Source organism: Haloarchaeobius salinus, from assembly GCF_024464185.1.
Taxonomy (GTDB): Archaea; Halobacteriota; Halobacteria; order Halobacteriales; family Natrialbaceae; genus Haloarchaeobius; species Haloarchaeobius salinus.
Window position 1 is genome coordinate 621,981 of the sequence record NZ_JANHAU010000001.1, and the last position, 26,163, is coordinate 648,143.

General features: G+C 68.0%; 33 protein-coding genes and 1 tRNA gene. 14 read left to right on the forward strand and 20 right to left on the reverse strand.

Annotated elements, in window-relative coordinates; translation table 11 throughout:
- The first annotated feature begins 48 nt into the window (after positions 1 to 48).
- The 4 genes from NO345_RS03115 to NO345_RS03130 all read left to right on the forward strand — a co-directional run bounded on the left by NO345_RS03115 (position 49) and on the right by NO345_RS03130 (position 3,911).
- On the forward strand, positions 49 to 870 hold the full coding sequence (locus NO345_RS03115) for a molybdopterin synthase (protein WP_256296408.1): 822 nt from the start codon (positions 49 to 51) through the stop codon (positions 868 to 870).
- A gap of 264 nt (positions 871 to 1,134) precedes the next feature.
- Positions 1,135 to 1,386 carry a DUF7123 family protein gene (locus tag NO345_RS03120; RefSeq protein WP_256296410.1) on the forward strand — a complete coding sequence of 84 codons (252 nt, stop codon included), beginning with the start codon at positions 1,135 to 1,137 and terminating at the stop codon, positions 1,384 to 1,386.
- A 216-nt stretch (positions 1,387 to 1,602) separates the two neighbouring features.
- Positions 1,603 to 2,745 (forward strand): site-2 protease family protein, encoded by a 1,143-nt coding sequence (locus NO345_RS03125; protein ID WP_256296412.1) that lies wholly within the window; start codon positions 1,603 to 1,605, stop codon positions 2,743 to 2,745.
- A gap of 194 nt (positions 2,746 to 2,939) precedes the next feature.
- Entirely contained in the window at positions 2,940 to 3,911 is a 972-nt protein-coding gene (locus NO345_RS03130; RefSeq protein WP_303646710.1) for a formyltetrahydrofolate deformylase, read from the forward strand.
- On the opposite strand, the gene NO345_RS03135 is transcribed toward NO345_RS03130, so the two are convergent.
- Both NO345_RS03135 and NO345_RS03140 read right to left on the reverse strand, forming a co-directional pair.
- Positions 3,912 to 4,088 (reverse strand): DUF7576 family protein, encoded by a 177-nt coding sequence (locus NO345_RS03135; protein ID WP_256296416.1) that lies wholly within the window; start codon positions 4,086 to 4,088, stop codon positions 3,912 to 3,914.
- A gap of 74 nt (positions 4,089 to 4,162) precedes the next feature.
- Positions 4,163 to 6,001: a DEAD/DEAH box helicase gene (locus NO345_RS03140; protein WP_256296417.1), complete on the reverse strand. Its 1,839-nt coding sequence runs from the start codon at positions 5,999 to 6,001 to the stop codon at positions 4,163 to 4,165.
- A 113-nt stretch (positions 6,002 to 6,114) separates the two neighbouring features.
- On the opposite strand from NO345_RS03140, the gene NO345_RS03145 reads away from it, so the two are divergent.
- Positions 6,115 to 6,582 carry a GNAT family N-acetyltransferase gene (locus tag NO345_RS03145; RefSeq protein ID WP_256296418.1) on the forward strand — a complete coding sequence of 156 codons (468 nt, stop codon included), beginning with the start codon at positions 6,115 to 6,117 and terminating at the stop codon, positions 6,580 to 6,582.
- Positions 6,583 to 6,603: 21 nt separating this feature from the next.
- On the opposite strand, the gene NO345_RS03150 is transcribed toward NO345_RS03145, so the two are convergent.
- On the reverse strand, positions 6,604 to 7,623 hold the full coding sequence (locus NO345_RS03150; RefSeq protein WP_256296419.1) for a phosphoribosylaminoimidazolesuccinocarboxamide synthase: 1,020 nt from the start codon (positions 7,621 to 7,623) through the stop codon (positions 6,604 to 6,606).
- Between the two features lie 357 nt (positions 7,624 to 7,980).
- Here NO345_RS03150 and cofH point away from each other — a divergent pair, with 357 nt between their 5' ends.
- On the forward strand, positions 7,981 to 9,387 hold the full coding sequence (gene cofH, locus NO345_RS03155) for a 7,8-didemethyl-8-hydroxy-5-deazariboflavin synthase subunit CofH (RefSeq protein ID WP_256296421.1): 1,407 nt from the start codon (positions 7,981 to 7,983) through the stop codon (positions 9,385 to 9,387).
- 39 nt (positions 9,388 to 9,426) lie between these two features.
- Positions 9,427 to 9,708, forward strand: a complete 282-nt coding sequence (locus NO345_RS03160) for a hypothetical protein (protein ID WP_256296423.1) — start codon at positions 9,427 to 9,429, stop codon at positions 9,706 to 9,708.
- Positions 9,709 to 9,724: 16 nt separating this feature from the next.
- Here the strand turns inward: NO345_RS03160 and NO345_RS03165 are convergent, their stop codons facing one another.
- The 6 genes from NO345_RS03165 to NO345_RS03190 all read right to left on the reverse strand — a co-directional run bounded on the left by NO345_RS03165 (position 9,725) and on the right by NO345_RS03190 (position 15,177).
- Positions 9,725 to 10,015, reverse strand: coding sequence for a winged helix DNA-binding protein (locus NO345_RS03165; RefSeq protein WP_256296425.1), 291 nt, complete (start codon positions 10,013 to 10,015; stop codon positions 9,725 to 9,727).
- A gap of 69 nt (positions 10,016 to 10,084) precedes the next feature.
- On the reverse strand, positions 10,085 to 11,230 hold the full coding sequence (cofG, locus tag NO345_RS03170) for a 7,8-didemethyl-8-hydroxy-5-deazariboflavin synthase subunit CofG (RefSeq protein WP_256296427.1): 1,146 nt from the start codon (positions 11,228 to 11,230) through the stop codon (positions 10,085 to 10,087).
- A gap of 208 nt (positions 11,231 to 11,438) precedes the next feature.
- Positions 11,439 to 12,056, reverse strand: a complete 618-nt coding sequence (cofC, locus tag NO345_RS03175; RefSeq protein ID WP_256296429.1) for a 2-phospho-L-lactate guanylyltransferase — start codon at positions 12,054 to 12,056, stop codon at positions 11,439 to 11,441.
- 43 nt (positions 12,057 to 12,099) lie between these two features.
- Positions 12,100 to 12,915: a hypothetical protein gene (locus NO345_RS03180; protein ID WP_256296431.1), complete on the reverse strand. Its 816-nt coding sequence runs from the start codon at positions 12,913 to 12,915 to the stop codon at positions 12,100 to 12,102.
- On the reverse strand, positions 12,893 to 14,065 hold the full coding sequence (locus tag NO345_RS03185; protein WP_256296432.1) for a tubulin/FtsZ family protein: 1,173 nt from the start codon (positions 14,063 to 14,065) through the stop codon (positions 12,893 to 12,895). Before NO345_RS03185 ends, NO345_RS03180 begins: the two co-directional genes overlap by 23 nt.
- Positions 14,066 to 14,271: 206 nt before the next feature.
- Entirely contained in the window at positions 14,272 to 15,177 is a 906-nt protein-coding gene (locus NO345_RS03190) for a complex I NDUFA9 subunit family protein (protein ID WP_256296434.1), read from the reverse strand.
- A 266-nt stretch (positions 15,178 to 15,443) separates the two neighbouring features.
- Here NO345_RS03190 and NO345_RS03195 point away from each other — a divergent pair, with 266 nt between their 5' ends.
- Together NO345_RS03195 and tmk are read left to right on the forward strand one after the other, a co-directional pair.
- Entirely contained in the window at positions 15,444 to 15,674 is a 231-nt protein-coding gene (locus NO345_RS03195; protein ID WP_256296435.1) for a hypothetical protein, read from the forward strand.
- 61 nt (positions 15,675 to 15,735) lie between these two features.
- A complete protein-coding gene (tmk, locus tag NO345_RS03200) occupies positions 15,736 to 16,323 on the forward strand; it encodes a dTMP kinase (RefSeq protein WP_256296437.1) in 588 nt (195 codons plus the stop codon).
- On the opposite strand, the gene NO345_RS03205 is transcribed toward tmk, so the two are convergent.
- Positions 16,324 to 16,647, reverse strand: a complete 324-nt coding sequence (locus NO345_RS03205; protein WP_256296439.1) for a DUF7991 family protein — start codon at positions 16,645 to 16,647, stop codon at positions 16,324 to 16,326. It lies immediately after the preceding gene.
- A gap of 71 nt (positions 16,648 to 16,718) precedes the next feature.
- Between NO345_RS03205 and pdhA the strand changes: the two genes are divergently transcribed.
- Positions 16,719 to 17,765: a pyruvate dehydrogenase (acetyl-transferring) E1 component subunit alpha gene (gene pdhA / locus NO345_RS03210; RefSeq protein ID WP_256296441.1), complete on the forward strand. Its 1,047-nt coding sequence runs from the start codon at positions 16,719 to 16,721 to the stop codon at positions 17,763 to 17,765.
- A gap of 20 nt (positions 17,766 to 17,785) precedes the next feature.
- Here the strand turns inward: pdhA and NO345_RS03215 are convergent, their stop codons facing one another.
- The gene (locus NO345_RS03215; protein WP_256296442.1) at positions 17,786 to 18,016 is read right to left on the reverse strand and encodes an Lrp/AsnC family transcriptional regulator; all 231 of its coding nucleotides are present in this window, start codon (positions 18,014 to 18,016) and stop codon (positions 17,786 to 17,788) included.
- Between the two features lie 98 nt (positions 18,017 to 18,114).
- Here NO345_RS03215 and NO345_RS03220 point away from each other — a divergent pair, with 98 nt between their 5' ends.
- The gene (locus NO345_RS03220; RefSeq protein WP_256296444.1) at positions 18,115 to 18,801 is read left to right on the forward strand and encodes a potassium channel family protein; all 687 of its coding nucleotides are present in this window, start codon (positions 18,115 to 18,117) and stop codon (positions 18,799 to 18,801) included.
- Between the two features lie 2 nt (positions 18,802 to 18,803).
- Entirely contained in the window at positions 18,804 to 19,034 is a 231-nt protein-coding gene (locus tag NO345_RS03225) for an Lrp/AsnC family transcriptional regulator (protein ID WP_256296446.1), read from the forward strand.
- A 1-nt stretch (position 19,035) separates the two neighbouring features.
- Here NO345_RS03225 and NO345_RS03230 read toward each other — a convergent pair whose 3' ends face one another.
- The 7 genes from NO345_RS03230 to NO345_RS03260 all read right to left on the reverse strand — a co-directional run bounded on the left by NO345_RS03230 (position 19,036) and on the right by NO345_RS03260 (position 22,755).
- Positions 19,036 to 19,524, reverse strand: a complete 489-nt coding sequence (locus NO345_RS03230) for a DUF5813 family protein (protein ID WP_256296447.1) — start codon at positions 19,522 to 19,524, stop codon at positions 19,036 to 19,038.
- A 56-nt stretch (positions 19,525 to 19,580) separates the two neighbouring features.
- Positions 19,581 to 20,135 carry a DoxX family protein gene (locus NO345_RS03235; protein ID WP_256296449.1) on the reverse strand — a complete coding sequence of 185 codons (555 nt, stop codon included), beginning with the start codon at positions 20,133 to 20,135 and terminating at the stop codon, positions 19,581 to 19,583.
- A gap of 56 nt (positions 20,136 to 20,191) precedes the next feature.
- Positions 20,192 to 20,593 (reverse strand): DUF7522 family protein, encoded by a 402-nt coding sequence (locus NO345_RS03240; RefSeq protein WP_256296451.1) that lies wholly within the window; start codon positions 20,591 to 20,593, stop codon positions 20,192 to 20,194.
- 501 nt (positions 20,594 to 21,094) lie between these two features.
- A tRNA-Leu gene (locus NO345_RS03245) sits at positions 21,095 to 21,179 on the reverse strand.
- Between the two features lie 40 nt (positions 21,180 to 21,219).
- Positions 21,220 to 21,561, reverse strand: a complete 342-nt coding sequence (locus NO345_RS03250) for a ferredoxin (RefSeq protein ID WP_256296453.1) — start codon at positions 21,559 to 21,561, stop codon at positions 21,220 to 21,222.
- A 57-nt stretch (positions 21,562 to 21,618) separates the two neighbouring features.
- Entirely contained in the window at positions 21,619 to 22,131 is a 513-nt protein-coding gene (locus NO345_RS03255; protein ID WP_256296455.1) for a hypothetical protein, read from the reverse strand.
- Positions 22,132 to 22,212: 81 nt separating this feature from the next.
- On the reverse strand, positions 22,213 to 22,755 hold the full coding sequence (locus tag NO345_RS03260) for a peptidylprolyl isomerase (RefSeq protein ID WP_256296457.1): 543 nt from the start codon (positions 22,753 to 22,755) through the stop codon (positions 22,213 to 22,215).
- Positions 22,756 to 22,893: 138 nt separating this feature from the next.
- Between NO345_RS03260 and NO345_RS03265 the strand changes: the two genes are divergently transcribed.
- The gene (locus NO345_RS03265; RefSeq protein ID WP_303646711.1) at positions 22,894 to 23,871 is read left to right on the forward strand and encodes a succinylglutamate desuccinylase/aspartoacylase family protein; all 978 of its coding nucleotides are present in this window, start codon (positions 22,894 to 22,896) and stop codon (positions 23,869 to 23,871) included.
- Here NO345_RS03265 and NO345_RS03270 read toward each other — a convergent pair whose 3' ends face one another.
- Positions 23,872 to 24,282 carry a cytidine/deoxycytidylate deaminase family protein gene (locus NO345_RS03270; RefSeq protein WP_256296460.1) on the reverse strand — a complete coding sequence of 137 codons (411 nt, stop codon included), beginning with the start codon at positions 24,280 to 24,282 and terminating at the stop codon, positions 23,872 to 23,874.
- 90 nt (positions 24,283 to 24,372) lie between these two features.
- On the opposite strand from NO345_RS03270, the gene NO345_RS03275 reads away from it, so the two are divergent.
- Positions 24,373 to 24,969 carry a class I SAM-dependent methyltransferase gene (locus tag NO345_RS03275; RefSeq protein ID WP_256296462.1) on the forward strand — a complete coding sequence of 199 codons (597 nt, stop codon included), beginning with the start codon at positions 24,373 to 24,375 and terminating at the stop codon, positions 24,967 to 24,969.
- 17 nt (positions 24,970 to 24,986) lie between these two features.
- Here NO345_RS03275 and NO345_RS03280 read toward each other — a convergent pair whose 3' ends face one another.
- Positions 24,987 to 26,060 carry an anthranilate phosphoribosyltransferase gene (locus NO345_RS03280; protein WP_256296464.1) on the reverse strand — a complete coding sequence of 358 codons (1,074 nt, stop codon included), beginning with the start codon at positions 26,058 to 26,060 and terminating at the stop codon, positions 24,987 to 24,989.
- Between the last annotated feature and the right edge of the window lie 103 nt (positions 26,061 to 26,163).

Below are 26,163 nucleotides of genomic sequence, written 5' to 3' on the forward strand. Positions count from 1 at the left end.
GTGCCCGTCGGCGACACCTACAAGCGACTGCCGACTGACCACTCCGGTATGCACGTACTCGCAGTCGTCGGGGACGACGACGCCGGACGACGGGCGCTCCGCGACCGGTTCGTCGCCGCGTTCCCGGACGAGGGAACGGTCGCGACCGTCGAACGGTCGACGGAGTCGTCACCAGTCCCCGCCGACCGTCGCACCGACGGCGTCGACACCGCCGTCGCGGTCGGCTCGGGGGGCTGGCTCGCGACAGGGGACGACCGGGAGGTTCCGGGCCTCGTCGACGACCTCGCGCCGGACCACGACTACTGTGTCCTCGACGACGTCCCCGACGCGAGCGTCCCGGGCGTCGTCCTCGGCGACGCCGACTACGCGGGCGAGGTGCTCGCGAGCGGTGAGTCCGCGGACGACGTCGATGTCGAGTCGGTCGTCGCCGCGCTCCACGACCGGACCCCCCACGAGACGCTCGAATCGCTGGTCGAACGAGCCAAAAGCGCCCCCGGTGCGGAGTTCTCCGGCGCAATCGCCACGTTCACGGGCCGGGTCCGGGCGCGGGACGCCCCCGACGACGAGCGCACGACTCACCTCGAGTTCGAGACGTACGAGGGCGTCGCCGAGGAGCGTATGGCGGTCATCGAGACCGAACTCGAGGCGCGCGAGGGTGTCCACGAGGTCGTCATGCACCACCGAACGGGCGTCGTCGCCGCGGGGGAGGACATCGTGTTCGTCGTCGTCCTCGCCGGACACCGACCCGAGGCGTTCGCCACCGTCTCGGACGGAATCGACCGCCTCAAGGACGAGGTCCCTATCTTCAAGAAGGAGGCGACGACCGACGGCGAGTTCTGGGTCCACGAGCGAGAGCCCGGTGCTGAGTAAGCGCGCCTGACACGTTTCGGGTGTTGTTTTCGGGCGTCCTGGCGGGAAAACTGTTTTCTGACGTGCGTCAGACGACAACCGGCTCGAAAGAGTTAGCTACGGCTTTAAAACTTCTAACGCTCTCTGAAATACTCGATTGGCCTCTCAGAACTCGCATGAAATGTCTTCTTACCCCGATTTCACTCGAAATATATCAAAACAGCCCGAAGCAACTGCCCTTTATAACCTCTCCCGGTGGCTTGGGACGGATGAGGCGAACGCAACATGAGCGCTACACAGAACCCCTCCGCTGACAGCACGCCCGCCAACAAGGAGACGCGCCTGCAGGAGTACCTGCGGGAGAAGGCGACCGACGGCGAGATGTACTTCAAGTCGAAGTTCATCGCGGACGACGTCGGCCTCTCCCCGAAGGAGATCGGCGCGCTCATGGTCAAGCTCAAGGACTCGGCCACGGACCTCGAGATCGAGAAGTGGTCGTACACGAGCGCGACGACCTGGCGGGTCGAGCCCGTCTAGGTCGCAACGGTCCCCACACCCCGGCATCCCACACCACCACAACCAGACCGACCACACCACCCCGATCCCACCACCACCACCACTATCGCGGGCCGCACCGCGACCCTACACGGTTCCCCACAGCGTCGGCCCGTTGGTCCCCGACGCCTCACCCGCCACGCGCGACCCACCGTTCCGCCGTGGCTTTTTACGACGTGACGACTAACGCACTCCTACATGGCCGCCGACGAGCCGCCGTCACAGTCCGTCCCGGAGGCCGGTCCATCGCTCTCCGCTCTCGCCGACGAGTTCTACGTCGAAGACGTGCGACGAGACGGTGAGACGATCTACTACTACGGGACGCCGCTGCGAACCCCCGAGATGACGATGCGGAACGTCTGGGGTGCGTTCCACGAGGCCGGTTACGACGCCGAGCTGACGACCTCAGCCGGCCGATACGTCATCGTCGCGGAACCGACTACCCGCGGTCCCGACGGGATTCCCTGGACGAACGTACTGCTCTTTGTCGCGACGGTCGTCTCGACGCTGTACGTGGGAGCCCAATGGTTCTACGTCGACCCCGTCGCACACCCCGTCGAGGCGGTGCTGACGGCGTGGCCCTTTTCCGCGGCCGTCCTGTTCGTCCTCGGCACGCACGAGCTCGGTCACTACGTGATGAGCCGCTACCACGACGTCGACGCCTCCCTCCCGTACTTCCTGCCGTTCCCGACGCTCATCGGGACGATGGGTGCGGTCATCCGGATGCGCGGCCGGATGCCCGACCGGAAGGCGCTGTTCGACATCGGCGCGGCCGGCCCGCTGGCGGGACTGGTGGCGACTGTCCTCGTAACCGTCGTCGGGCTCTACCTCCCGCCGGTGGTCGCCCCGGAGAGCTTCGCTCCCGGTCCCGACGCGGTCACCATCCAGCTGCAGTTCCCGCCGCTCATCGAGGGTATCGCCTACCTGACGGGCCAGCAGCTCTCCTACGCCGACCCGACGGTGAACGCGCACCCGGTCGTCATCGGCGCGTGGGCCGGCGCGTTCGTCACCCTGCTGAACCTCATCCCGGTGGGTCAGCTCGACGGTGGCCACATCATGCGGGCGATGTTCGGCGAGTCCCACGACACCGTGGCGACGCTCGTCCCGGTCGGGCTGTTCTCGCTCGCGGGCTACCTGCACTTCGTCGAGCAGATCGCCTGGGACTCGGTGTTCATCTGGATCTTCTGGGGTGGCTTCGCCGCGTTCATCGCCGCCGCCGGCTCCGCGACGCCGGTCAGCGACGCGGAGAAACTGGGCCGCGGTCGGATGGCTCTCGGCGTGCTCACGTTCGCACTCGGCCTGCTCTGTTTCATGCCGGTGCCGGTCGCCATCGTGAGCTGACCTCGGAAGTTCACGAGTAGTGTACCCGTCGCAGCAGCATCGACGAGCAACGCTCCCGTCACACTGCCGTCCCAGCCAAACTCCCTCACGTCTCGTTCTACCACGACCCATTGCACGGATGCGAACGCTTTTGCACGCCCGCGGCCTGAGCGAGAAGTGATGTCTCCGACGACCCACGACCGGAGGTGGTACCGATGACGACAGAGCTGACCGAGATTACGGTGGTCGGAGGAGACAAGACCGGACTCATCGCACGCGTCACCTCGTTGCTGTTCGAGCGCGGCATCAACGTCGAGGACTTGGACCAGGCCGTCCGAGACGACATCTTCCGGATGACACTGCATGCCGACACCGCGGAGATGGTCTGCAAGGAGGAGACGCTGCGCGACGACCTGCACGACCTCGGCGACGAGCTGGGCGTCGACGTGCAGGTGCGGTTCCCCGCGGACCGCGAGACCCAGCAGATCGCCGTCCTCGCCACGAAGGAGAGCCACTGCCTGGAGCGGCTGTTCCAGGCGTGGGCCAGCGGCGACCTCGGCGCGGACATCTCGGTGGTCATCGCGAACCACGACGACCTCGAACCCCTCGCCGAGAAGTACGAGGTGCCGTTCCACGACGTGGGCGACGAGAAGGGGACGCCCGACGAGGGCGAGATCCTCGACCTCCTCGGGGAGTACGACGCCGACCTCATCGTCCTCGCGCGGTACATGCGTATCCTCAGCCCGGACGTCGTCTTCCGGTTCGAGGACCGCATCATCAACATCCACCCGAGCCTGCTGCCCGCCTTCCCGGGCGCGAAGGCCTACCGGCAGGCGCTGGAGGAGGGCGTCCGCATCGCCGGCGTCACCGCCCACTACGTGACGACGGACCTCGACCAGGGGCCAATCATCACCCAGCGGGCGTTCGACGTGCCCGACGACGCCGACATCGGGACGATGAAGGAGCGCGGTCAGCCCCTCGAAGCGGACGCGCTGCTCGAGGCGGTACGACTCCATCTCAACGGCGACGTGTCCGTCCACCGCGGCCGGACGAAGCTCCGGGAGCAGAGTGCGAGCTACCAGCTCGGGCTCTCCAGGGAGGCACGCGACGCGAACCCCGACCGGCCCGTGGACGGGCTCGGCGAGATCGTCGCCGGGTCGGCTGGTGAGGAGTCGGCCGACGACTGACTAGCCGTCCCAGTTCTCCAGACAGTCGTCGTCACAGAAGTGGCGATGCTCGACGTTGCCGTCCTCGACCCACGAGCGTACCCGGTGGTCGTCGCCGGTGACGGCCGCGCCGCAGACGGCACAGGCCGGGGCGTCCTCGGGGTCCACGTCGCCGATGTCGGATGTGGGGTCGACCATGGTCACCCCTCGCACGCCGAGGGGGTCAACACTCCCGACGACGGCAATTCTTCGGTCGCTGCTGTCTCGCTCCGTCACTCCACTGCCTCCGCCGGCCCGTCGCGCACGCCGATGCCCTTCGAGGCGAGGTGGCGGACCTGTCGCTTGGCGAAGCCCTCCTCGCGGGTGCCTCTCGTGGCGAGCACGTAGACCAGCGCGGTGCCCTCGGGGCGCATCGTCCGACCGGCGCGCTGTGCGCCCTGCCGGCGGGAGCCGCCGAGCCCGGAGACGACGACGGCGAGCTCGGCGTCCGGCAGGTCGATGCCCTCGTCGCCGACGCGGGAGACGACGAGCGTACGCCGGTCACCGCGCCGGAACTCCGCGAACAGCTCCCGGCGGCGCGCGTGGGGCGTCTCGCCGGAGATAAAGGGCACGTCGAGCGCCTCGGCGAGCTGCTCGCCGTGGTCCAGGTACTCGACGAAGACGAGCGCCTTCTTCTCGGGGTGCTCGGCGAGCAGGTGCTGGGTCTCGGTGACCTTCGCGGGGTTCATCGCGGCGAGCTGCCGACGGTGGTGCCCGGGTTCGGCGCTGGCGTGCTCGCTCTGTTTCTCGTCGTCTGCCCACGGCACGTAGCGGATGTGGACCTCGGGCTCCTGCACGTAGCCCGCCTCGAACAGTGCGTCCCAGTCGGTGCCGATGGGTGGACCGACGAGCGTGAAGATGTCCTCCTCGCGGTCGTCCTCGCGCACCGGCGTCGCGGTGAGCCCGAGGCGGTGCTTTGACTGCAGGTCCGCGGTCCGTCGGCGCACGTCCGAGGGGATGTGCTGGACCTCGTCGTAGACGACGAGGCCCCACTCGCGAGAGTCGAAGAGGCTCCGGTGGCGGTCCATCCCGGCGATCTGGTAGGTGGCGACCGTCACGGGGCGGATATCCTTCGTGCCGCCGTGGTACTCGCCGACCTGCTCGGGCGTGAGCGAGGTGTGGGTGAGAATCTCGTCGCGCCACTGTCCGGCGAGTTCGCGCGACGGGACGAGGATCAGCGTCTCGCCCTCGATCTCGCTCATCACGCCCATCGCGGCGACGGTCTTCCCGCTGCCCGGCGGGCCGACCATCACCCCGGACTTCGCCTCGATGAACCGGTCGACCCACGACTGCTGGTAGTCACGCAGTACGAGCCCGAGCTCCATCGGCAGCTCGTCGCCGCCCTCGAGGTCGCGTTCGTCCTGCACCGGGTAGCCCGCCTCGTACAGGTGGCGTTTCACCGTGGCTATCTGCTCCGCGGCGACCCACGCGGTCACGTCGTCGATGGGGGCCCGGATGCACTCGGCGGGCAGCTTCTCCAGCGCGACGTTTCCCATGAGGCTCTCGTTCGCGGCCTCGAGCACGACGTAGCCGTCCTCGTGTGTCCGGAGGACGAACTGGTTCGCGCGCTTCCACTGGTCCTCGACCCACGCCTCGAACTCGGGTGCGCGCTCGGGGAGCACCTGCCGCATCGTCCGTTCGAGCTTCTCGAACGTCTCGTAGGGGGCCTGCCAGATGTCCGCCTGGCGCACCTCGTAGAGGTAGCCGCCCGACCGCGTCGTGTCGATAAGGTGGGCGAACTGCGAGCACTGCGCCCGGGTGAACTGCTTCGGCTGGTCGACGACGAACTGCCGGCGCTCCGGGAAGAAGACGACCCGTTCGCGTTCGAGCATCGCGCCCCAGTCGCTCGGGTACCAGATGGTCGGCTCGATACCTGCGTCGGTGCGCTCGACCGCGCCCTGGGCCTCGAGGGCTTCGAGCCCCTGTGTCGCCGCCTCCTGTGTGCTGTCGAGGTGGCGCGCGAGCTGGTCGGCCGTGATGACCGGCCGGCCCTGCGCGTCGAGCGCGTCGTAGAACTCGTCGACGTCGATGGTGTGGTCGGCGTTCCGGGCTTCGGCTTGCTCCTCTGTCACTGTCGGTCACTAGGGTGGTCCGGGGGCAAGCGTGTTTCGAGTGCGGTCTCGGTTGGTGTGAGGAGCTGGCATACTGTCCGGACCTTTACGGGCGAGGGCCGGCGAGTCGTCGTATGGAACTCGTCGAAGCCACCGCCGCCGACCTCGATGCCCTCGTCGACCGCTGGTACGCCCTGGCGACGGCGATGGTGGGCCACGACGAACTGAACGAACTCGTCTACGCGGACGTGGAGGAGGTACCGGACGACGGCTTCCGTGCACACCTCGACGACGAGGCGGTCACCGACTACCTCGTCGTTCACGGGGACGAGACCATCGGCTTCGTCACCCTGCGCGAGGGCACCCACTCGTCCCGGGAGTACTCGCGGTACCTCCGCATCGTGAACCTCGCCATCGACGAGGCGCACCGGAACCGTGGTCACGGCGCGGCCGTCGTCGAACGTGTGAAACGACTCGCCCGCGACCGTGGCTGTGACCACCTGAAGGTCTCCTGCGAGTGGGGGAACGAGGGCGCGCGACGTTTCTACCGCGAGACGGGGTTCCGAGAGAAGCAGGTCGACTTCGCACAGCCACTGGAGTGAGCTACAGGACAGCGACCCGACTCAGAGCCGGCTGACGGCCCCGATGGCCGGGTCGAGGGGCGGCGCGTCGAACAGTTCGAGGTCGGTGTAGGCGTTCGCGCCGGCGGTGTAGAGGTCGCTGGCGACGGCGAGCACGTCGTCGTCGAGGGGTTCGGGCTGGACCTCACAGAGCGACTTCCAGTCGGCGACGTTCTCGGCCTTCGCGCGCTCCTTGGCCTCGGTGACCGACGCGACCCAGTCGGGCTGGGTGCGCTTGTGGTACTGCCGGATGACCTCCTTGGATATCTGGGTGCCCTCGTAGCTGAAGCGGTTCTCGTCGAACGTGCCGACCACGTCGGCGACGCGGATCTCGCCGTCGAAGTAGAGGCACTCGATCTTCCCGTCCTCGTGGGTCAACCCGCCGGACTCGGCCTGCTCGGTGACCACGCGGTTCACCTCGCGGGCGGTCCGTTCGAGTTCGTCGACGTCGGCGCGGCCGGCGATGTCGTCGGCCTCCGCGTGGGTGAGGTAGCGGTCGGACTCCTCGAACTTCGTGGAGAACTCGACGATTGGCTCCTCGAGGTCGACGACACCCTCGGGCCACTCGTCGCGGTCGAGGCCGTGGTCCGCGGGGTCGGTCCGGCTGCGGAGACTGGAGCCGACGGGGACGCGGTTCCGGAAGACGATCTCGAGGGGGACGAGGTAGTTCGAGCCCGCCTCGGCGTGGAAGCTCTCGTAGTCGTAGTCCCGGCCCTCGTGGGGGAGGTCGGGCACCTGCGTGAGGTCGATGGCCATCTCCCAGGGCGGCTGGTCGGCATCGCGCAGCCGCAGGGTGTCGCCGTTGCGGACGACGCCGCGGTAGTGCGTCGGGATGCCCTCGTCCTCCAGCAACTCGAAGTTGAACGCGCCCATCGAGCAGAGCGACGCGCCCTTGTTCGCGATGGTGTCGGGCATCTTCCCCCAGTCGAAGACGGAGTAGTCGTCGGTGAAGACGAACGCGCCACGGCCCAGCTCGTCGGCGGTCGCCGGCTCCTCGATGCGGAACTCCTTGACGCTCGTCACTGACGCTCCCTCCGCAGGCGAGTGCTCATACTCGAACGGGCGAAGCCGTCACTAAAGAAGGTTTCACTACGCGGTCGAGGGAGCGGGAACCGGGTGGCGACGACAGCCAATCAGCCGGCTGGCGCGCGGCTGGCGAGACCGCGAGCGCAGCGAGCGTGTCGAGCCATCCGCGCGAGGGATGAGTGAGGGAGCCTGCGACCGAGCGAATCGGTTGGGGAGGTTCGAGGTGCGGTGCTGTGCGGGGCGGGCCTTTCGAGGTGTCTGTCGCTCTCGTGACGTACCCCGTTCCGCGAAAATAGAACACGACGAACGGCCGGTTCCACTACCCTTTTGGGAGTCAAACGCGACTCCAACACAATGGCCGACTCGTCCGAGCACGCCGCGGCGGACCTGCCCACGGACGGCTTCGACTACGAGCACGTTCCCGAGACCGACCAGTCGTTCGAGAACGCACTCGCGAAGGCGCGGAACGGGGAGCGACTCACCGTCGCGGACGGCATCGAACTCATCACCACCGGCACCGACGTGGACGGCATCGACCAGTCCCGCAAGGAACTGGTACTGGAGGCTGCCGACCGTCGGCGCGCGGAGGTCGTCGGCGACGAGGTCACGTTCGTCGCCAACCTGAACAACAACGTCACGACGGCGTGCAACACCGGCTGTCTGTTCTGCAACTTCAAGGACACCGCCCACGCGTTCGAGGCGGACAGCGACGTCGAGCACGCCGGGTTCACGAAGACACCCGAGGAGTCCCGCGAGGTCGTCGAATCGATGCTCGACCGTGGCATCTACGAGGTCACCTCGGTCTCTGGCCTGCACCCGGCGTTCGCGCTGAACGAGGAGCACCACGAGGTCCTCCGGAACTCGGACTGGAAGGAGACGAACTACAAGCCGCCGGAGCAGTACAGCACGGACCCCGGCACCTACGTCGAGCAGATGGCGGCGATGTCGGTCGGCGACGTCCACCTGCACTCGATGACGCCGGAGGAGGCGTACCACGCCCGCCGCGGCACCGACTGGAGCTACGAGGAGATCTACGGCGAGCTGAAGGCGGCCGGGCTGGACTCCGTTCCGGGGACCGCCGCCGAGATTCTCGTCGACGAGGTGCGGGACGTCATCTGCCCCGGGAAGATACGGACCGACGACTGGCTGACGGCGATGGAGGCCGCCGCGAACGTCGGGCTGGGCCTCACCGCGACCATCATGTACGGCCACGTCGAGAACGAGGCCCACCGGGTGCTGCACCTCGACAGGGTCCGGGACCTGCAGGAGCGCGTCGACGGGGCCATCACGGAGTTCGTCCCGCTCTCCTTCATCCACCAGTCCACGCCGCTGTACGAGCACGGCGTCGTGGAGGGCGGTGCGAGCACCGACGAGGACGAGCTGATGATCGCCGTCTCCCGGCTCTACCTCGACAACGTCGACCACGTGCAGTCCTCGTGGGTGAAGTACGGCGACGAGCAGGGCCTGAAGATGCTCAACTGCGGCGCGGACGACTTCATGGGGACCATCCTCTCCGAGGAGATAACGAAGCGCGCGGGCGGTGAGTACGGCGAGTTCCGCTCGTTCGACCAGTACGTCGAGATGATACGGGCCATCGGCCGCACGCCGGTCGAGCGCTCGACGGACTACGAGCAGCGCCGTGTGGTCGACGGCGAGCCACCGTTCGGTCCTGAACTCGGCCCGCGTGCCGACGGGACCCCCCTGCTCCGCGAGGACGAGGGCACGCGGGCGTCGGGTGACGGACTGGCGGCCGACGACTGAACCGGACCCTTTTCGACCGCACCCGTGCTACCGCCTCGTATGAACACGCTCGCGCCGGCCGACGGCGAGGACCGCTACCGGCTGCCCCCGCATGCACACATCGTCGTCTACGAGCGCGAGGGCGGTCGCGGGCTCCTCACCGTCTACGACTGCGGCGCGGCACAGAAACCGCCCACGGCGCAGTTGCTCGGTGAACTCGGGAGCGTCCGCGCCGGTCACGAGGTGCAGTCGAACCCGACGGGCTACGTCGTGCGGATGCGCGAGGCCTCGGTCATCGAGCGCCAGGGGGATGGCCTCTGGGTCGTCAGGCCGGCGGAGTGAGTTCGCGGGCTGGTTCTCAGGGCCGGATGCGCCGCTGTCTGAGCAGCGTCCGGAGGTACCGCTCGCCGTGGGCCGTGATGCTGTACGAGCCGTCGGTCCGGGCGCGGACGTAGCCCGCGCTCTGGAGGCGATGGCAGAGGTGGTCGACGGTCGCCGGGTCGGCGTCGACCGCGCCCGTGAGCTCCGCGATGGGCATGGCGGACACGCCGTCGAGCGCGTGGAGGATAGCCAGGTCGGGCGGCTGGTTCGGCGTCGTGTCGCCGTCGGCCGTCGGCTGCTCGGTGTCGGTTGCGTGGGTCTCGTCCATCCCACCCGGTACCACGAACGGATTCGGCAAGAAGCTCACTAGGAGCCGTATCGAGCGCTCACGAGCGGTCTATAGCTCGACCGCCGCACCGTCGAGGACGCGCCGGTAGCGCCGACCAGCCGGGGTGTCACCGGCGAGTGCGTCGCGAACGGGGTCGTCGAGCCAGCCGTCGCCCGGCGCGGGCTCGCCGTCGAAGTCGTCGGAGCGGAGGTCCTCCGGGAGGTAGCGCTCGTAGACGGGGAGGCGCTCCCGGAGGGGGACGCCCGCCTCGTGGGCGATGTCCCGGAGCTCCCGCAGCGCGGGCCACTCGTAGTCGGGGTTGATGTAGTCGTCCGTCACCGGGGAGACGCCGCCGAGGTCGTCGACGCCGCAGTCCAGCAGCTCGCGGGTCGGTGAGAGGTTCGGCGGCACCTGCACCGACACCGTCTGGGGGAGCACCCAGCGCGCCATGGCGACGACCCGGCGCATCGTCTCCACGTCGGGTCGCTCGAAGCGCGAGCGCTCGTTCGGGACGACGTTCTGGACGATGACCTCCTGGACGTGACCGTATCGCTCGTGCAGGTCGCGGATGGCGAGCAGGCTCTCCGCACGGTTGCGCCAGTCCTCGCCGATGCCGACGAGGATGCCCGTCGTGAACGGCACCTGCAGCTCGCCGGCGTTCCGGATGGTGTTGAGCCGCTGGCCGGGCGACTTGACCCGGCGACCGGCGTGGGCGTCCACGTCGGCGGTCGTCTCCAGCATCACGCCCATGCTGGCGTTGTACGGTGCGACCATCGCCATCTGCTCGCGTGTCTGGTCGCCGGGGTTCGAGTGCGGGAGGATGCCCCGGTCGAGGGTGTGCCGGCAGACTGCCCGAAGGTAGTCGTGGACGTCGTCGTACCCCCAGCGGTCGAGCTGGGCGTGGACCCCCTCGTAGCGGTCGTCGGGGTCGTCGCCGAAGGTGAACAGGGCCTCCGTGCAGCCCGCGTCGATGCCCATGTCGAGCGTCTCGTTCACGTCCGCGTCGTCCATCAGCGTCGCCTCACCCGGCGGGTCGAAGAACGTGCAGTACGTGCAGGTGTACCGGCAGGCCGTCGTCAGCGGCAGGAACACGTTCCGGGCGAAGGTGAGCTCCTCGGCCGGCCCCACGTCGTCGGGGGTGACCGAGAGTGCGCGCTCGACCTCGCGCTCGTCGAACGACAGCGAGATGTCGTACTTCTCGGCCCCCGGAATCATGCTCGGGGATGCGTGGTCGACGGGCAAAAGGGTGTCCTCATGGGGCAGTACTGTCCGGAGGCACGACTCCGGGAACGTCTCCCCCCGCGGGACGGCGAGCGACGGCTCTGCCGGTGTTCCGAGAAAGCCAGAAGGGTGGTGGATTCGCGCGCAGAGGCCTCGCGCATTCTCACAGTCGAGGCGTCCCCATATAGTGCCACGTACCGCCTCAGTCGTCGACTCGTGCCGCGTTCACCCGGCCGTTTCCACGCTCGATTCGAACCCCGTGGTTCGCGAGCCAGGTCGCGGCCCGGCCGTCGCCGTGGACGAGCACCTCGACGAGGTCGGCGCGCTCGTCGACGTCTGTCGCCAGCCGGTGGGAGTCCACGACGGTCGTCTCCACCCCGGCCGCGCTCGCGGCCTCGCGATGGTCGAGATAGGATGCGCCGTGGAAGTCCGTCCGGAACCCGTCGTGACGCACGACGAGGGCGTTGGTCCCGGCACCGCGTCCGGGGGCGATGACGACGCCGCCGTCGGCGTCGAACAGCCGCTCCAGCACGGCGGGCGTGGCGAGGGGCAGGTCCGCCATCACGATGGCGACGGTCTCGTCGGTCTCCTCGAGCACTGCGTTCACGGCGGTCGTCAGCGACCGGTCGTCGACGCGGACGCCGGCGTCGAGGTCGACCGGCGCGGTCGCGAGCACCGTCGGTGTCCCGCCCGCGCCGCGGACCGCGTCGAGCACGTCCGCGAGCATCGACCGCGCGAAGGCGGCGCGCTCGTCGGCGTCGAGGACGCCGGCAAGGCGGGTCTTCGGGTTCTCTGCCGCGAACGGGACGACGACACGCATGGCTGGGCGTCGCCGGTGAACCGCAAAGAACGTTCCGAACCGCTCAGCCGAGGCGGCTGTAGTCGTCCTGCTGCTGGCGGTACCAGTAGACGCCGCCGCCGATGAGGGCGATGACGACGATACCGACACCGGCGTAGAGGAGCAGCTGGTTGCGCTGCTCGGTCGACTCGGCGTTGCTCTGGGCGGTGTTGGCCTCCTCCTGTGCGCGCTCGGCGAGGTTCTGTGCGTTGCCGAAGTTCTCGCCCTCGTAGGCGGAGATGGCCGACTCGACGGAGTCCTCTGCGGTCGAGGTGTCGCCGCCGGCGGCGTCAGCCTCGTCGATGGCCTCCTCCGCCTCGCCGATGGCCTGGCGTGCGGCCTGGCTCTCCTCGGTGAAGTGGTGTGCCTCGCTGGTGGCGATCCCGTTCGAGGTGCCGCCCTCGCGGACCTGCGTCAGGTCGGCGACGACGAACGTCTCCTCGTCGGCGTAGGTGAAGTTCCCGACGCTCGGCACCGTCCCGGTCACCTCGACGGTCACCTGGTTGGCGTCGTTCGCCTCGGCGTCGATGTTCGAGTAGTTGAACGACTGCCCGTCGAACGACTGGCTGTCGACCTGGTTCCCGGTGTCCGTGTCGGTGGTCGTCACCGTCCACGTCACGTCCTCCAGTTCCGTCTCACCGCGCAGCGTCCACGACGTGTAGTCGGGGTTCTGGTACAGTTCCCCGAGCGTCATCGTCGCGCTGTAGTCCTCGCCGACCTGTCCTTCGTCCGGGACGTCCTCCTCGGTGACCTGCACGGCCACGGCTGTGCCGACCGCGGCGAACGCCAGCATGGCCACCGCAGCGAGGATCGCCCACCTAGAATAGCGGCTCGAGTTCATCCTCGTCATCTTCGACTAAGCTCTGTAAGTTATCTTCGCTTTCCTCGCGGATGGCCTCGATGTTGTCCTGTGCCTCGATGGCGACCTGCTGCAGCTCCTTGATGCGCGGGACGTTGTTCACGCCCGAGAGCAGGATACAGGACGCGACCTGGGGCTCGCGGAGCGGGTAGTCGCCACCGCGGACCTCCATGGAGCCGGTCTGCTCCTCCAGCCACTTCCGCCCGCGCTCTATTCCCTTCCGGTTCAGGTGCTCCGTGGGGCCGGCCATGACGAGCAGGGCACGCTCCGCGCCCTCGATCTCGCAGGGGAGCGTGAGCCGCCCGAGCGCGGCCTTGCGGACGAGCGAGGTGATGCGGTTGGTCGTGTGTGCGGTGTCGACCTGTTCGTCGTCGCCGCCGGTGAACCGCGAGAGGAGGCCGCCGTCGTCGGACAGCTCGACGTCCTCGGTCGCGTAGCCCACCGTCGAGATGCCGCCACCGGCGAGCGTGTTGATGATCTCCGAGGAGTCGACGACCGACTCACCGACCTCGTCGCCCTGGCCGACCTCGCCGGCCCCGAACAGGACGCCGAAGCGGCGGACGATCTCCTCGTTTATCTCCTCGTAGCCGCCCTCGACGGACTCGCCGGCCTGTCGCCAGGAGTCGTTGTCGAAGACGAGCAGGTTGTCGACCTCGCGGACGAACGTCTGGAACGACCGCGCGGCGTTCAGCGTGTAGATGCCACCCTCGTCGGACCCCGGCAGGACGCCCAGCCCGTACACCGGGATCGTGTAGATCCGCTTGAGGTGCTTGGCGAGGACGGGTGCGCCACCGCTCCCCGTGCCGCCGCCCATCCCGGCGACGACGAGGAACGCGTCGATCTCGTGTGTCGGGATCGAGTCGATGGCACCCTGTACCTCGTCGATGTCCTCCTCGGCGATCTCCGCGCCGAGCTCGTTGTCAGCGCCGACACCGTGTCCCTTGACCCGGGACTGTCCGATGAGGACGCGGTTCTCGTTCGGAATGTTCTCCAGACCCATCAGGTCGGCCTTGGCCGTGTTCACAGCGATCGCGGCACGGACGATGCCGCTCCCTGTCCGTTCGTCGTAGTCGACGAATCGGTCGACGATCTTCCCGCCGGCCTGACCGAATCCAATCATCGCCAGTTTCATTTGAAAGGGGGCTCCGTTGGTTTGTCAAGAGAGGGATGAAGGATATAAGCCTTTGGATGGCCCCACTCTCTAGCGCGTGTCATGTTCGCGAAAATAACCGTCCGATGGGCCTGCTATCGTCCGAATTGGCCGCTCGGTAATTCTCAATTATTCCGTGACATTACCCCCGTCTATTTAAACGCCGCCTACGGCGTCGGTTCCCCCGGTCACCCGGTGACCTTTGCCGGGTTCTCGACGCCGAGATACGACGCGAGCGTCGTCAGTTCATCGGGTTCGACGCCGAAGGCCGCGACGTCGTTGTCGGCGACCCGGTTGTCCTCCTTGAGCGAGCGGATCTGGTCGGGGCCGAACGGGAAGAAGGGGAGCGCACCGGCGACCGTCGCACCGACCTTCGCCAGCGACAGCGGGATGGGGACGATGGTGAGGGACTTGCCCTCGGCGGCGTAGGCCAGCCTCGCCACGTCCGCGAGGGTGAGCACCTCCGGACCGCCGATCTCGTAGGCGTGGCCGTCGTGGTCGTCGTCCTCCACGGCGTCGGCCATCATCGGGACGAACTCCTCGATCCAGATGGGCTGGAACGGCGTCTTCCCGCCCCCGGGGAAGCCGGTGACGTACGGGGTCGTCAGCTTCTTCGTGAAGGCGACGAACTCGCCGCCGTCGCCGAAGACGACCGAGGGACGGAAGATGACCGAGTCGAGCGCGGAGGACCTGACGACATCCTCGGCCTGCCCCTTCGTCCGGAGGTACGCCGTGGCGGCGTTCGGGTCCGCGCCCAGCGCCGACATCTGGACGAGCCTGTCGACGCCGTGTTCCTCGCATGCGCGGACGACGTTCTTCGTCCCCTGCAGGTGGACCGCCTCGTGACTGAGGTTCCCCTTGGGCTTGAACAGCGGCGAGAGCGCGACGAGATTGACCGCCACGTCCTGCCCCTCGAAGTGGGACTCGATGGACTCGTAGGCGCTCACGTCGCCCATCGCCGTCTCGACGGTGTTCGGGAGGGCGGCGTCGTCGGGACTCCGCGCGAGGGCGGTCACGTCGTGCCCCCGGTCGGCCAGCTCTGTGCACAGTCGGCGTCCGATGAAGCCGGTTCCGCCGGCGACGAGTACCTTCATACGTCGGATATTGGTCAGGAATCAGGATAAAGGCTCGCTTCGGAGTCACGATAACCGTCTATCCCGCGAGCGGAATATCCCCCATACGACCGGTATTATTAAATTAACTGGTATTATAACGGGTTGGATAGATGGACCGAAGACGGACGGTCGCCGCGACACTGTTTGGGTCTCTCGCGCTCCTCCCTGGCTGTCTCGATTTTGGCAGCTCCGGCGACGGGAAACACGCGATAGTCGTCGTAAACGAGTGTGACTGCCAGCGAACGGTGAGCATCGATATCGACCGGGTCGAGGGCGAAGAATCGGTCGTCGACGAGCGCGTCACGCTCGGTCCAGGAGAGCAACAGCGGTACGACCTCGACCTGTCGGGCGACTACACGGTCCGGCTCGCTACGGGAGATCTCGAACGGGAGACCGAGATTGCCCCCGTGGACGACGCGACCATCGAGTTCACCGTCGAGGAAGACGAGATAACGGTCTCGACCAGTATGCCGTAAGAGGCGTCCTTCGACGACGCACTCCGACAGACAGATACGGCACCCCGGAGAACCACCGGCCATGCTCGTCACGCTGGAGGGACTCGACGGCAGCGGCAAGACGACGGTCTGGGAGGCGCTGCACGACACCTACCCCGACGCGACGTTCACCCGCGAGCCGACCGAGTCCTGGTACGGCGAGGCCGTCGACCGGGCCATCGCCGACGACGACGCCGACCCGCTGGCCGAACTGTTCCTCTTCGTCGCCGACCACGCCGACCACCTCTCGCGGGTCGTCCGCCCCGCACTGGCCGACGGCGACCTCGTCATCTCCGACCGGTACTCCGACTCGCGCTACGCCTACCAGGGTGCGACGCTGGAGGGCGAGATCAAGCGCCCGATGGAGTACATCCGCGGCGTCCACCAGCCGTTCACACGGCCGCCGGACGTGACCCTCTTCCTCGACGTGGACCCCCGGACCGCCATGCAGCGCTCGGGCGCGACGAACAAGTTCGAGCAGTCGAAGTACCTCACGCAGGTCCGCCAGAACTACGAACAGCTGATGGAGTGGGAGCCCGAGCGGTTCGTCCGCGTCGACGCCACCCAGTCGCCGGAGGGCGTGCTCGACGACGTGGAGGACGTCTTCGAGCGGATTCTCGACGAGAACTGACTACTCCCGCATCGTGTCCGGCAGCTCGATCTCGTCCGGGGAGGGCATCCAGAAGAAGTCCACGCTCACGCCGAGCACCAGCGGCAGGGCGATGGCGACCAGCAGCGCGAGGCTCTGGGAGCCGAGATCGGAGCCGAGGCCGAGCACGCCGGAGATGACGAGCGTCGCCGCCAGCAGCGCGACGGGCGTGACCAACACCACGTAGACGACCGACCCCCAGTCGGTGTCCAGCCGTTGGCGGAAGAACCGGGTGGAGACGGCCGCGATAGCGGTGTTGACCGTGACGAGGACCAGCAGGCCGATAGCGCCGACCAGTGAGACCATATCCACCCTAGGCACGGCAGGACCTTTGACGTATCGGAACGGCTTTGACCCGGGCAGAGTTTGAACCCACCATGCATCGAGTCATCGGAGAACGGGACGTCGAGGAGACCCCGTTCTCGCCCGAACAGGCCCGGACGCTCTACCGAGACATGGTCCGGGCGCGCCGGTTCGACGAGCGCGCGCTGGCGCTCCAGCGACGTGGCTGGATGAGCGGCTACCCGCCGTTCAAGGGTCAGGAGGCGTCGCAGGTCGGTGCGGCACACGCCATGGCGGAGTCGGACTGGCTGTTCCCGACGTATCGCTCGAACGCGATGCAGATCGCCCGGGGAGTCCCGATGAGCGACCTGTTGCTGTTCCGCCGCGGTCGGGCCGAGTTCGACTCCGGCCACACGCTCCCGGTGTTCCCGCAGGCGGTGCCCATCGCGACGCAGATCCCCCACGCGACCGGCGCGGGGATGGCGATGAACTACCGCGACGACGACGGCGCGGTCGTCTGCTACTTCGGCGACGGCGCGACGAGCGAGGGCGACTTCCACGAGGGGCTGAACTTCGCCGGCGTCTTCGAGACCCCGACGGTGTTCTTCTGCGAGAACAACAACTGGGCGATCTCGCTCCCGCGTGACCGACAGACCGCCGCAGCCTCCATCGCCGACCGGGCCGAGGCGTACGGCTTCTCCGGCGGGCAGGTCGACGGGAACGACCCGCTCGCAGTGCTGGAGTTCGTCGGCAGCGCGCTGGAGAGCGCCCGCGACGGCGAGCCCGTACTCGTCGAGAGCATGACCTACCGGCAGGGCGCACACACCACCAGCGACGACCCCTCGCGCTACCGCGAGGAGGAGTCGGACCTGCCCGAGTGGCGGACCCGCGACCCCCTCGACCGGTACGAGGAGTACCTCCGCGAACAGGGACTCGTCAACGACGAGTACGTCGAGACCATCCGCGAGGAGGCCGACGAGGAACTGGCCGACGCCGTCGACCGCGCCGAGGCGAAGGAGCCCGCCGAGCCCGGCGAGGTGTTCGACTCGGTCTACGCCGAGCTGCCGCCGCGGCTCCGCAAACAGCGCGCGGAGGCGCTCTCGTTCGCCGAGGAGCACGACGTACAGGAACTGGAGCACTAGCGCCAGGGCGGCGCAGTCCGTTACTGCAGCGAGATGTAGGTCTTCGTGTCGGCGACGCCGCCGAGCTTCTGCATCTCTCCGGTCACCGTGTGCAGCACGTCGTACACCTCGTCGGCGTCGACCTCGGTGATGATGTCGTAGTTGCCGGCGACGATGTGCGCCTCACTCACCGCGTCGAGCGCGCGGATCGAATCGAGGAGTTCCTCGGACTTTCCGGCTGCGGTCTTCACCATGATGAACGCGTGAACCATTCGTGCTGTGGTACTATGTCACATGGCAAAAACCTTCCCCCGGCACGGGGACCGCTGTCGGGGTAAGTTATTCAAGGTGGGTGAGCGTATGCTGTGATATGCGGTTCGTTATCATTGGCGCTGGTCGAGTTGGACTGCGCACGGCACGCGTGCTCAGAGACGAGGGACACGACGTCACGCTCGTCGAGCGCGACGACCGGAAGATCAAGCGCGCACGCGAACAGGGGTTCACAGTCGTCGAGGGCGACGGCTCCCGGGAGGACAAACTGGAGGAGGCTGGCATCGCCGAGGCCGACGCCGTCGGTGCGCTGACGGGGGACCTGAACACGAACTTCGCGGCCTGCATGATCGCCGACCACAACGGTGCCCGCACCGTCATGCGCATCGACGAGGACTACCGCGAGGACATCTACCGGAAGTACGCCGACGCCGTCGACGAGATCGTCTACCCCGAGCGGCTCGGTGCCATCGGTGCGAAGAACGCACTGCTCGGCGGCGACATCCACGCCATCGCCGACATCGCACAGAACCTCCAGATCGTCGAGCTCACCGCGACCGAGGAGTCCCCGATGCGGGGCTACTCGCTCTCGGAGGTCGAACTTCCGGCGAGTGCGACGATGGTCGCCTTCGGGAAGGCCGACGGCCCGCTCATGATTCCGGACCCCGACGAGTCGCTCGAACTGGGTGACCGCGTGGTCGTCCTCGCGGACTTCGACGTCCTCGCCGACGTGCGCCAGCTCGTCGTCGGTGACGCCAGCCGGGCCGCAGCCGCAGGAGGTGTCTGACCGTGGTCACAGCGTACATCATGATCAAGGCGAACACGGGCGAGGCGGACAGACTGAAGGAGAGCATCGAGGCCAGCGAGGGCGTCGATCACGCCTACATCGTCGCCGGTGACGTCGACGTCATCGCGAAGGTGACCGTCGACTCCCCGGGTGCGGTCAAGGACATCGCGGCGTCGAAGATACAGGGGATCCGCGGCGTCGAGGACACACAGACCTACATCGCGATGGACTAGCTCAGCGGCCAGCGCCGTTCGTCGCGGTCGCGAGCAGGTCGCCGGCCGGTTCTTCGTAGTCGTAGCCCGGAATCAGTCCCTGCACGTACGTCCCTTCCACGAACTCCGCGAGTACCTTCGCGTCCTCGACGCCGGTCTTCGCCCGCCCGGAGCGGTAGCCGAACGTCACGACGACCGTCCCCACGCGACGCTCCACCGTCGGTTCGTCGGCGTCGACGGTCTTCGTCGGGTCGAACGAGTCCTCCAGCCGGAGCGCCAGCGTGTCGAACCAGCCGTCCTCGACGACCGGCGGGACCGTCTCGTCGGCGACGACGGCGTCGAGCGTCGGCAGCCGCACGGTCACCTCGAAGGCGGTCCGGTCGTCCTCGGTGTCCGTCGCGGTCGCCCGCACGTCGAACGGGGTTGTCGTCAGGTCGTAGCCGTCGTCCGCGGGCGTGAACGCGTCGTGGCGCTCGAACGCACGCTCGGCCGACTCGGGCAGCTGTGTCATGTCCCCCGGTAGGCCGTCGAAAAGGATGGAAGTTGCGTTCCAGGTGCTCCGCCGACTCAGCCGAGCAGGTAGCGCATCCACGGGTAGCGCTCGACCAGTGGCTGACCGCCGACCTCGTACTGTTCGACCCGGGCGTCGAGGCCGAGGATGCGTCCCGCCCCGAAGGCCGCGACGGAGAGGAACACGAGCATGTACGCGAAGTCGCCGTTGATGTAGCCGTGCGTGACGTCCCAGTTGCCGAGGTAGAACATGAGCATCATGAACGCCCCCCAGAACGCGGCCAGTCGTGTGAGAAAGCCCACGATGAGTCCGAGCCCGATGAGGATCTCGCCCCACGGGACCGCGACGTCCACGAAGCTCACGAACCAGGCCGTCTCGCCCATCGTCACGAACAGGTCCGCGACCGGACTCCCGTTCGCGGGTGGCGAGTTCTGCAGGTAGCCGGCCGCGCCGAAGCTCCCAGAGAGCACCTTGTCGACGCCGCTCTGGAAGAACGCGATGCCCATCATCAGTCTGAGTGCCAGGATGAACCAGACACTCAACGAGTGCAGTTTGCCGGTCGCGGTGTATCCGCCGATCGTGCTCCGAAGTCTGACTTCTTGTGCTGTCATGTTACGATGGGACTTACCACCGGGTTACCAATAAAAGGCAACCGTGATTTGACCGGCTACTCCTGGGCCGGGGCCTCGTCCTCCCCCGCGTTCAGTACGCCCCGGACCGCCATCTCGACCTCGTCGAAGTTCGACAGCGTCAGCCCGTCGGTCGTGACGAACACCCCCTCCGTCTCCGTCGTCACCCGCACCAGGAAGCCGTTCTCGAACACCCGGATGGTGTACTCGTACTCCCCCAGTTCGGACTGCTGGTACGCCGCCTGCGTCGTCTTGAACCCGCGCCACTCGTGGCCCACGAACGTCGTCAGGTCCGCGTCACGCTCCAGGTCGCTCCGGAGGTACAGCTGCTCGAAGTCGTCGCGGGTGAAGTACGTCACCGACCGCAGACTGTCGCCGATCGTCGTCCTGCACGCCGACACGATGCGGTCCGCCTGCCGCTCGGTCACCAGGCTTGTCATGGTCGTTGTCGTCCATCCACGGACATAAGACCGCCGTTGTGCACAGGTCGCCGTGCGCAGCACCGATATCACTGCCCGATGATGTGTCATCCACCGACATGTTTACGGGTGCCAGTGCTGTAGTTCGGACTGGTTCCCGAGCGTTCGGGGCCCGGCCGGCGAGACATCTGTCATGACCACAGGTCGCGTTGGTCGCGGCGGCTACCACTGCCATGCCCGGTAGCCGCTTTCTGCGAGCCGATGCCGCCACCGGCGACTGGCGTGACTCCTCGCTTCGCGTTCGCGGACACGTCTCTCACTGGCGTTCTGTCGTTTGCGACAGCATTGTCCGGGGCAGGATTCGAACTTCACTCGCTCCGCTTCGGCTAGCGCCTCGCGTCGCTCGTGCGTTCGAATCCTCGCTCACGTCTCGCTGGCGCTCGCCGTTCGTTTTCCGAGGCGGCAAGCCGCGCCGCCTCGCGTTTCTCGCAGACACGTCTCTCACTGGCGTTCGAGACGGTATGCGAGGGGCAGGATTCGAACCCGCGAACTCCTACGAGAGCGGATCTTAAGTCCGCCGCCTTTGGCCTGGCTCAGCCACCCTCGCGCGGTCGGGGGTTCACCCGGCGGCTTCAATACGGTTTCGCTTACCAGTCCACGCTGAGTGTCCCGTCGCCGTGCGGGTCCGGGGCGATCTCCTCGTCGGTGCGGCGGTCGACGACGTGGATGATGCCCCGGTCCTTCTTCGCGGGGCAGACCTCGGCGGCGCGGACGTTGTGCTCGAGCTCGTCCTCGCCGAAGAAGTAGGTCTTCGGGCGGGCGAGCCCGGTGTCGATGTCGAGGTCCCAGTTCGCGGACACCTCGGCGCACTTGCCCGCGCCGAAGCACTTGTTGGCCTCGAAGATGATCTTGAAGGGCTTCTCGTCGACCGGTGGGGCGTCGGACTCGCCGATCTCGCTTGGCGTGTGTGCGTCCTCGGCGTCGCTCATGTCGCGTTCTCGGGGGCGGGCGAACTTTCGTGTGTCGGTTCGGGTGACGGGTCGAGGTCAGTACGACCACACGGCCGCGAGGATGCCCGCCGTCTGACCGACGCCGACGAGCGCGAAGCCGAGCAGCGCCACGGGTTCCGCCCCCGAGAGCTCGGGCGAGAGCAGGTACGCGCCGGCCCCGATGGCGCTCAGGGCGGCCCCGATCTGGTAGACGCGGGGCGCGCGGTCGATGTTCTCGCCGGTGTAGACGTACGCGGCCGCGGGAACGAGCATCCAGCCGGCGACGGTCACCCTCGCGAGCATCGTGTTCACGGGGTCGGCGAAGACCGCAACGGTGCCGACGGCGTTCAGCACGATGCCGACGAGGAGGACGACCTTCCAGGCGAGCAGCACGCCCTCCCGCATGTCTCGCCACGAGAGGACGGTGAACGCGACGAGCAGCACGTCCATCACGACCATGCCGATCCTGACGGCCTCGACCCCCGCGAGTTCGACGTGGGCGGCGGCGGCGAACGTCCACGCGAGCGGGACCAGCAGTCCGGGGCCTGTCTCCCGGAGTCGTCGGAGCATGGTGGCACATCGAGGGGGAGCGAAAAGAGCGTACCCCCTCACTGAGGGGATCGACGGAAGAATCGTGGCCGGCGTGGCGGGCTACTCGTGGACGTCGACGCCCTCGATGACGGCCTCTTCCTGGGGCTGGTCGCGGGGGCCGGTCGGGAGCGAGCCGATGGTCTCGACGACGTCCATGCCGTCGGTCACCTTGCCGAAGACGGCGTGCTTGCCGTCGAGGTGGGGCTGGGCGTCGAGCGTGATGAAGAACTGGCTGCCGTTCGTGTTCGGGCCGGAGTTCGCCATCGAGAGCACGCCGGGGCCGTCGTGGCCGAGTTCGTCGTCGAACTCGTCTTCGAACTGGTAGCCGGGGCCGCCGCGGCCGGTGCCGGTCGGGTCGCCGCCCTGGATCATGAAGTCGGCGATGACGCGGTGGAACGGCACGCCGGCGTACAGCGAGTCGCCGCGTGTCTCGCCGGATTCGGGGTCCTCCCACGTCGTCGTGCTCGGGGACGGGTCGTCGTTCGCCGCGGGGTCGTGCTCGGCGAGGTTGACGAAGTTCTCGACGGTCGTCGGGACGCGGTCGTCGTACAGCTCGACTTCGATGTCACCGTGGTTCGTGCGGATGGTCGCGGTCTTGCTCATACTCCCACCCAGGAGCGCGCTCGGGAAAACGTTGTGGATACGCCGACGGCGGGTTGCTGTGGCGTCGTCGTCGCGGTCCTGTCGGCGACTCGTCACCCCAATGGATTCAATAGCGAGGGCGTCGAAATCTTCGAACGAATGACCCGCTCGGCGCGTCACCGACGCGAGCGCGTGACACTCGCCAGACTCCCGTCCGGCGTCGAGGTCACGACCACGGTTCACAGCTACGAGGGACCGGAGGACGGACCGACAGTGTACGTGCAGGCGGCCCAGCACGGCCGCGAGATAAACGGCACCGAGGTCCTCCGCCGGCTGCACGACGAGCTCCCGACGACGGACCTCGCCGGGAAACTGGTCGCGGTGCCGGTCGCGAACCCGCTCACGTTCGACCGCGTCTCCTACACCACGCCGGAGGTGCTCGACTCGGTCAACCCGAACATGAACCGCGTCTGGCCCGGCGACGCCGAGGGGAGCCTCCACCAGCGCATGGCGGCGACGCTCTGGGAGTACGCCGGCGACGCCGACGTCATCGTCGACCTCCATACGGGCAGTCCGTCGATGCTCACCCACACCGTGTTCACGCAGGGCGACGACCGTTCGCGGGAGCTCGCCGAGGCGTTCGGGACGGGCCTGCTGCTCGCCGAACCGTCGGGCGAGGATGCCCCGGAGGCCTGGCATCGCCGCGGGTTCGACGGCAAGCTCCGCGTCGCCGCCAGCGCCGCGGGTATCCCGGCCATCACACCCGAGCTCGCCCACAACAAGCAGATCGTCGAGGACGCGGTCGCGACCGGCGTCCGGGGCGTGCTGAACGTCCTCCGCCGCCTCGGCGTGCTCGACGGACAGGTCATCGCCGGCGACGCGCCCCGGGTCGCCCGGAACCACCTCGGGCGCGTCGACGCCGAGGAGTCGGGGCTGTTCCGGCCGACCCCGTCGCTCGAACTCGGGCAGCTCGTCGAGTCGGGCGACCACCTGGGGCAGGTGTACCATCCGTCGACGTACGAGGTGCTCCAGCGGGTCGAGAGCACGCGCGACGGCATCTGCTACGCCATCACCCGCGAGGCGACGGTGAAGGGCGGTGACCGGCTCGCGAGCGTCGCGATCCCGGTCGAGGAGTGACTACGTCCGCGCCGGCAGCAGCTCCGAGAGTGCGGCCTTCCGCAGCTCGCCCTCGATCCTGACGAGCACGTCGAGCGACGGGTCGTAGTCGTACAGCAGCTCCCGGCAGACGCCGCATGCCGAGATGACGACGGGCTCGTTCGCGGGGTCGTCGTCGCGGAAGCGCACCGCGACCGAGCAGTCGAACGAGTCGTGGCCGTCGGCGAGCGCGTTCTCCAGGGTGACGGGCTCGCAGTGCACCGTCGCCTGGTCGACGCTGGACTGCAGGTTCACGGCGGTGTAGACGGTGCCGTCCTCGGTCCGGAGCGCGGAGGCGACGCGGTGGCGGTCCGGGTCGAACCTCGATTCCAGCGTCTCGACTGCGGCGTCGACGAGCTCGTGGTCGGCGGCGTACGGTGGTCGTGAGTCCATACCGGCGCTTCGACCGCCGGGGAGAAAAGCTCCCGTCAGACGGCGAGGAACCGCAACGCTGAATCCATCCCGGCGGTACGGTCCGAGTCCATGTCTGACGACGATCCCGCGAGCTGGTGGGACGAGGCGTACGAGCGCGACGCGGCCCCGTGGGACACCGGCGAGCCGCAGCCGGCACTCGCGAGCGTCGCCGACCGCACGGAGCACTGGCGCGTCCTCGACCCCGGCTGCGGCACCGGCACGCACACCGTCCACTTCGCGAGCCACGGCCACGACGTGGTCGGCGTCGACGTCTCCGAGAACGCCGTCGAGCGAGCCCGGGCGAAGGCCGACGAGCACGGCGTCGAGGCGACGTTCCACGTCGACGACGTGCGCGAGCTCGACGCCGTCGACGGGCCGTTCGACGCGGTCGTCGACAGCGGGATGTTCCACGTGTACGCCGGTGAGGACCGCGAGCGGTACGTCGACGCGCTGGGCGACGTGGTCGCCGACGGTGGCCGGGTCTTCCTCGTCGCGTTCGGGGCCGATGCGCCGGCCGACGACGGGCCGACGCCGGTCTCCCACGACGATGTCCGGGCGGCCTTCGCCGCCGGCTGGACGGTCAGGGAAGTGTGCGATGCCGGGTTCGAGACGCGACACGGCACCGTCCCCGGGACCTACGCGGTCGTCGAACGGACGGAGAGATAAGGGACGAGAAACCGCGGTCAGAACTCCCGCAGGTCCTCGAGCACCGCGGCGGCGTCGCCGGATCCGATGGTCTCCCGGGCGAGTTCGAGCCCGTCGTCCAGCGAATCCACGTCGTCGCGAGCGTACATGCGGAACGCGGCGTTGAGCGCGATGGCGTCGGCGAACTGGTCGTCGCGCTCGCCGGCGAGGACGGCCTCGGTGATGGTCGCGGAGTCCGCGGCCACGTCGTCGACGGCGAGGTCCTCGCTCTCGAAGTCCATGCCGAACTCGGCGGTCTCGATCTCGTAGTCGTCGACCCCGCCGTCCTCGTCGGCTCTCCACTCGGCGACCTTCGTGTAGCCGGGGCGGATGTCGTCGTAGCCCTCCATCCCCTGGAACATGACGACCTTGCCGACGTCGAGTTCCTCGCTCGCGGCGAACGTGTTGCAGGTCTTCTTCGCGAACGCGAGGTGGTAGAACGAGCCGAGGTGGACGTCCGCGTTGGCGGGGTTCGCGAACGTCTCGATGGTGTTGACGAACGTCCGGACGCCCATCTGGTCGCGGCGGTCGAACAGCTCGTCGATGCCGGGGTTGAACGCGGGCTGGTAGTAGAAGCCGAAGCCGACCTCGTCGACCATGTCCGCGCTCTCCTCGGGCGACAGTTCGGTCCGGACGCCGAGCTCGTCGAGCACGTGCTTGTAGGCGTCCTGCTTCTGCGTGGGGACGCGGTCGCCGCTGTGGGCCACGACCGGCGTACCCGCGGCGGCGGCGACGATGCCCGCCCCGACGCCCAGGATGGCCGACCGACCCTTGCCGTCGTAGTTCGCGCCGCAGTCGACGGGGTCGCAGTCCGGCTCGGCGGTGACGACGCTCTCCTCGCGCATCACGTCGGTGTACGCCGCCAGCTCCTCGGGGTTGTTGCGCTTCCAGCGGTTCGCCAGCCAGAACGCCCCCAGTGTGGTGGGGTCGGGCTCGCCGCCGAGGATGCGCTGGAACGCCTCGCGGGCCTGCGTGCGGTCCATGTCCTCTGCGGACTTGTGGCCGGAGCCGACGACCGCCGTCATCAGCCGCTTCAGGGGCCACTCGCCGTACTCGCGGGTCGCTTGTGCCATATCGCCCCGTTGGGACGGTCCGAGGAAAAGTCGCCCGGTCCGTTCCCAGCGGGTGGGAGTCGCCCCGGACCATCGTCCTTCGAAACACGTACCTTGCACAGGT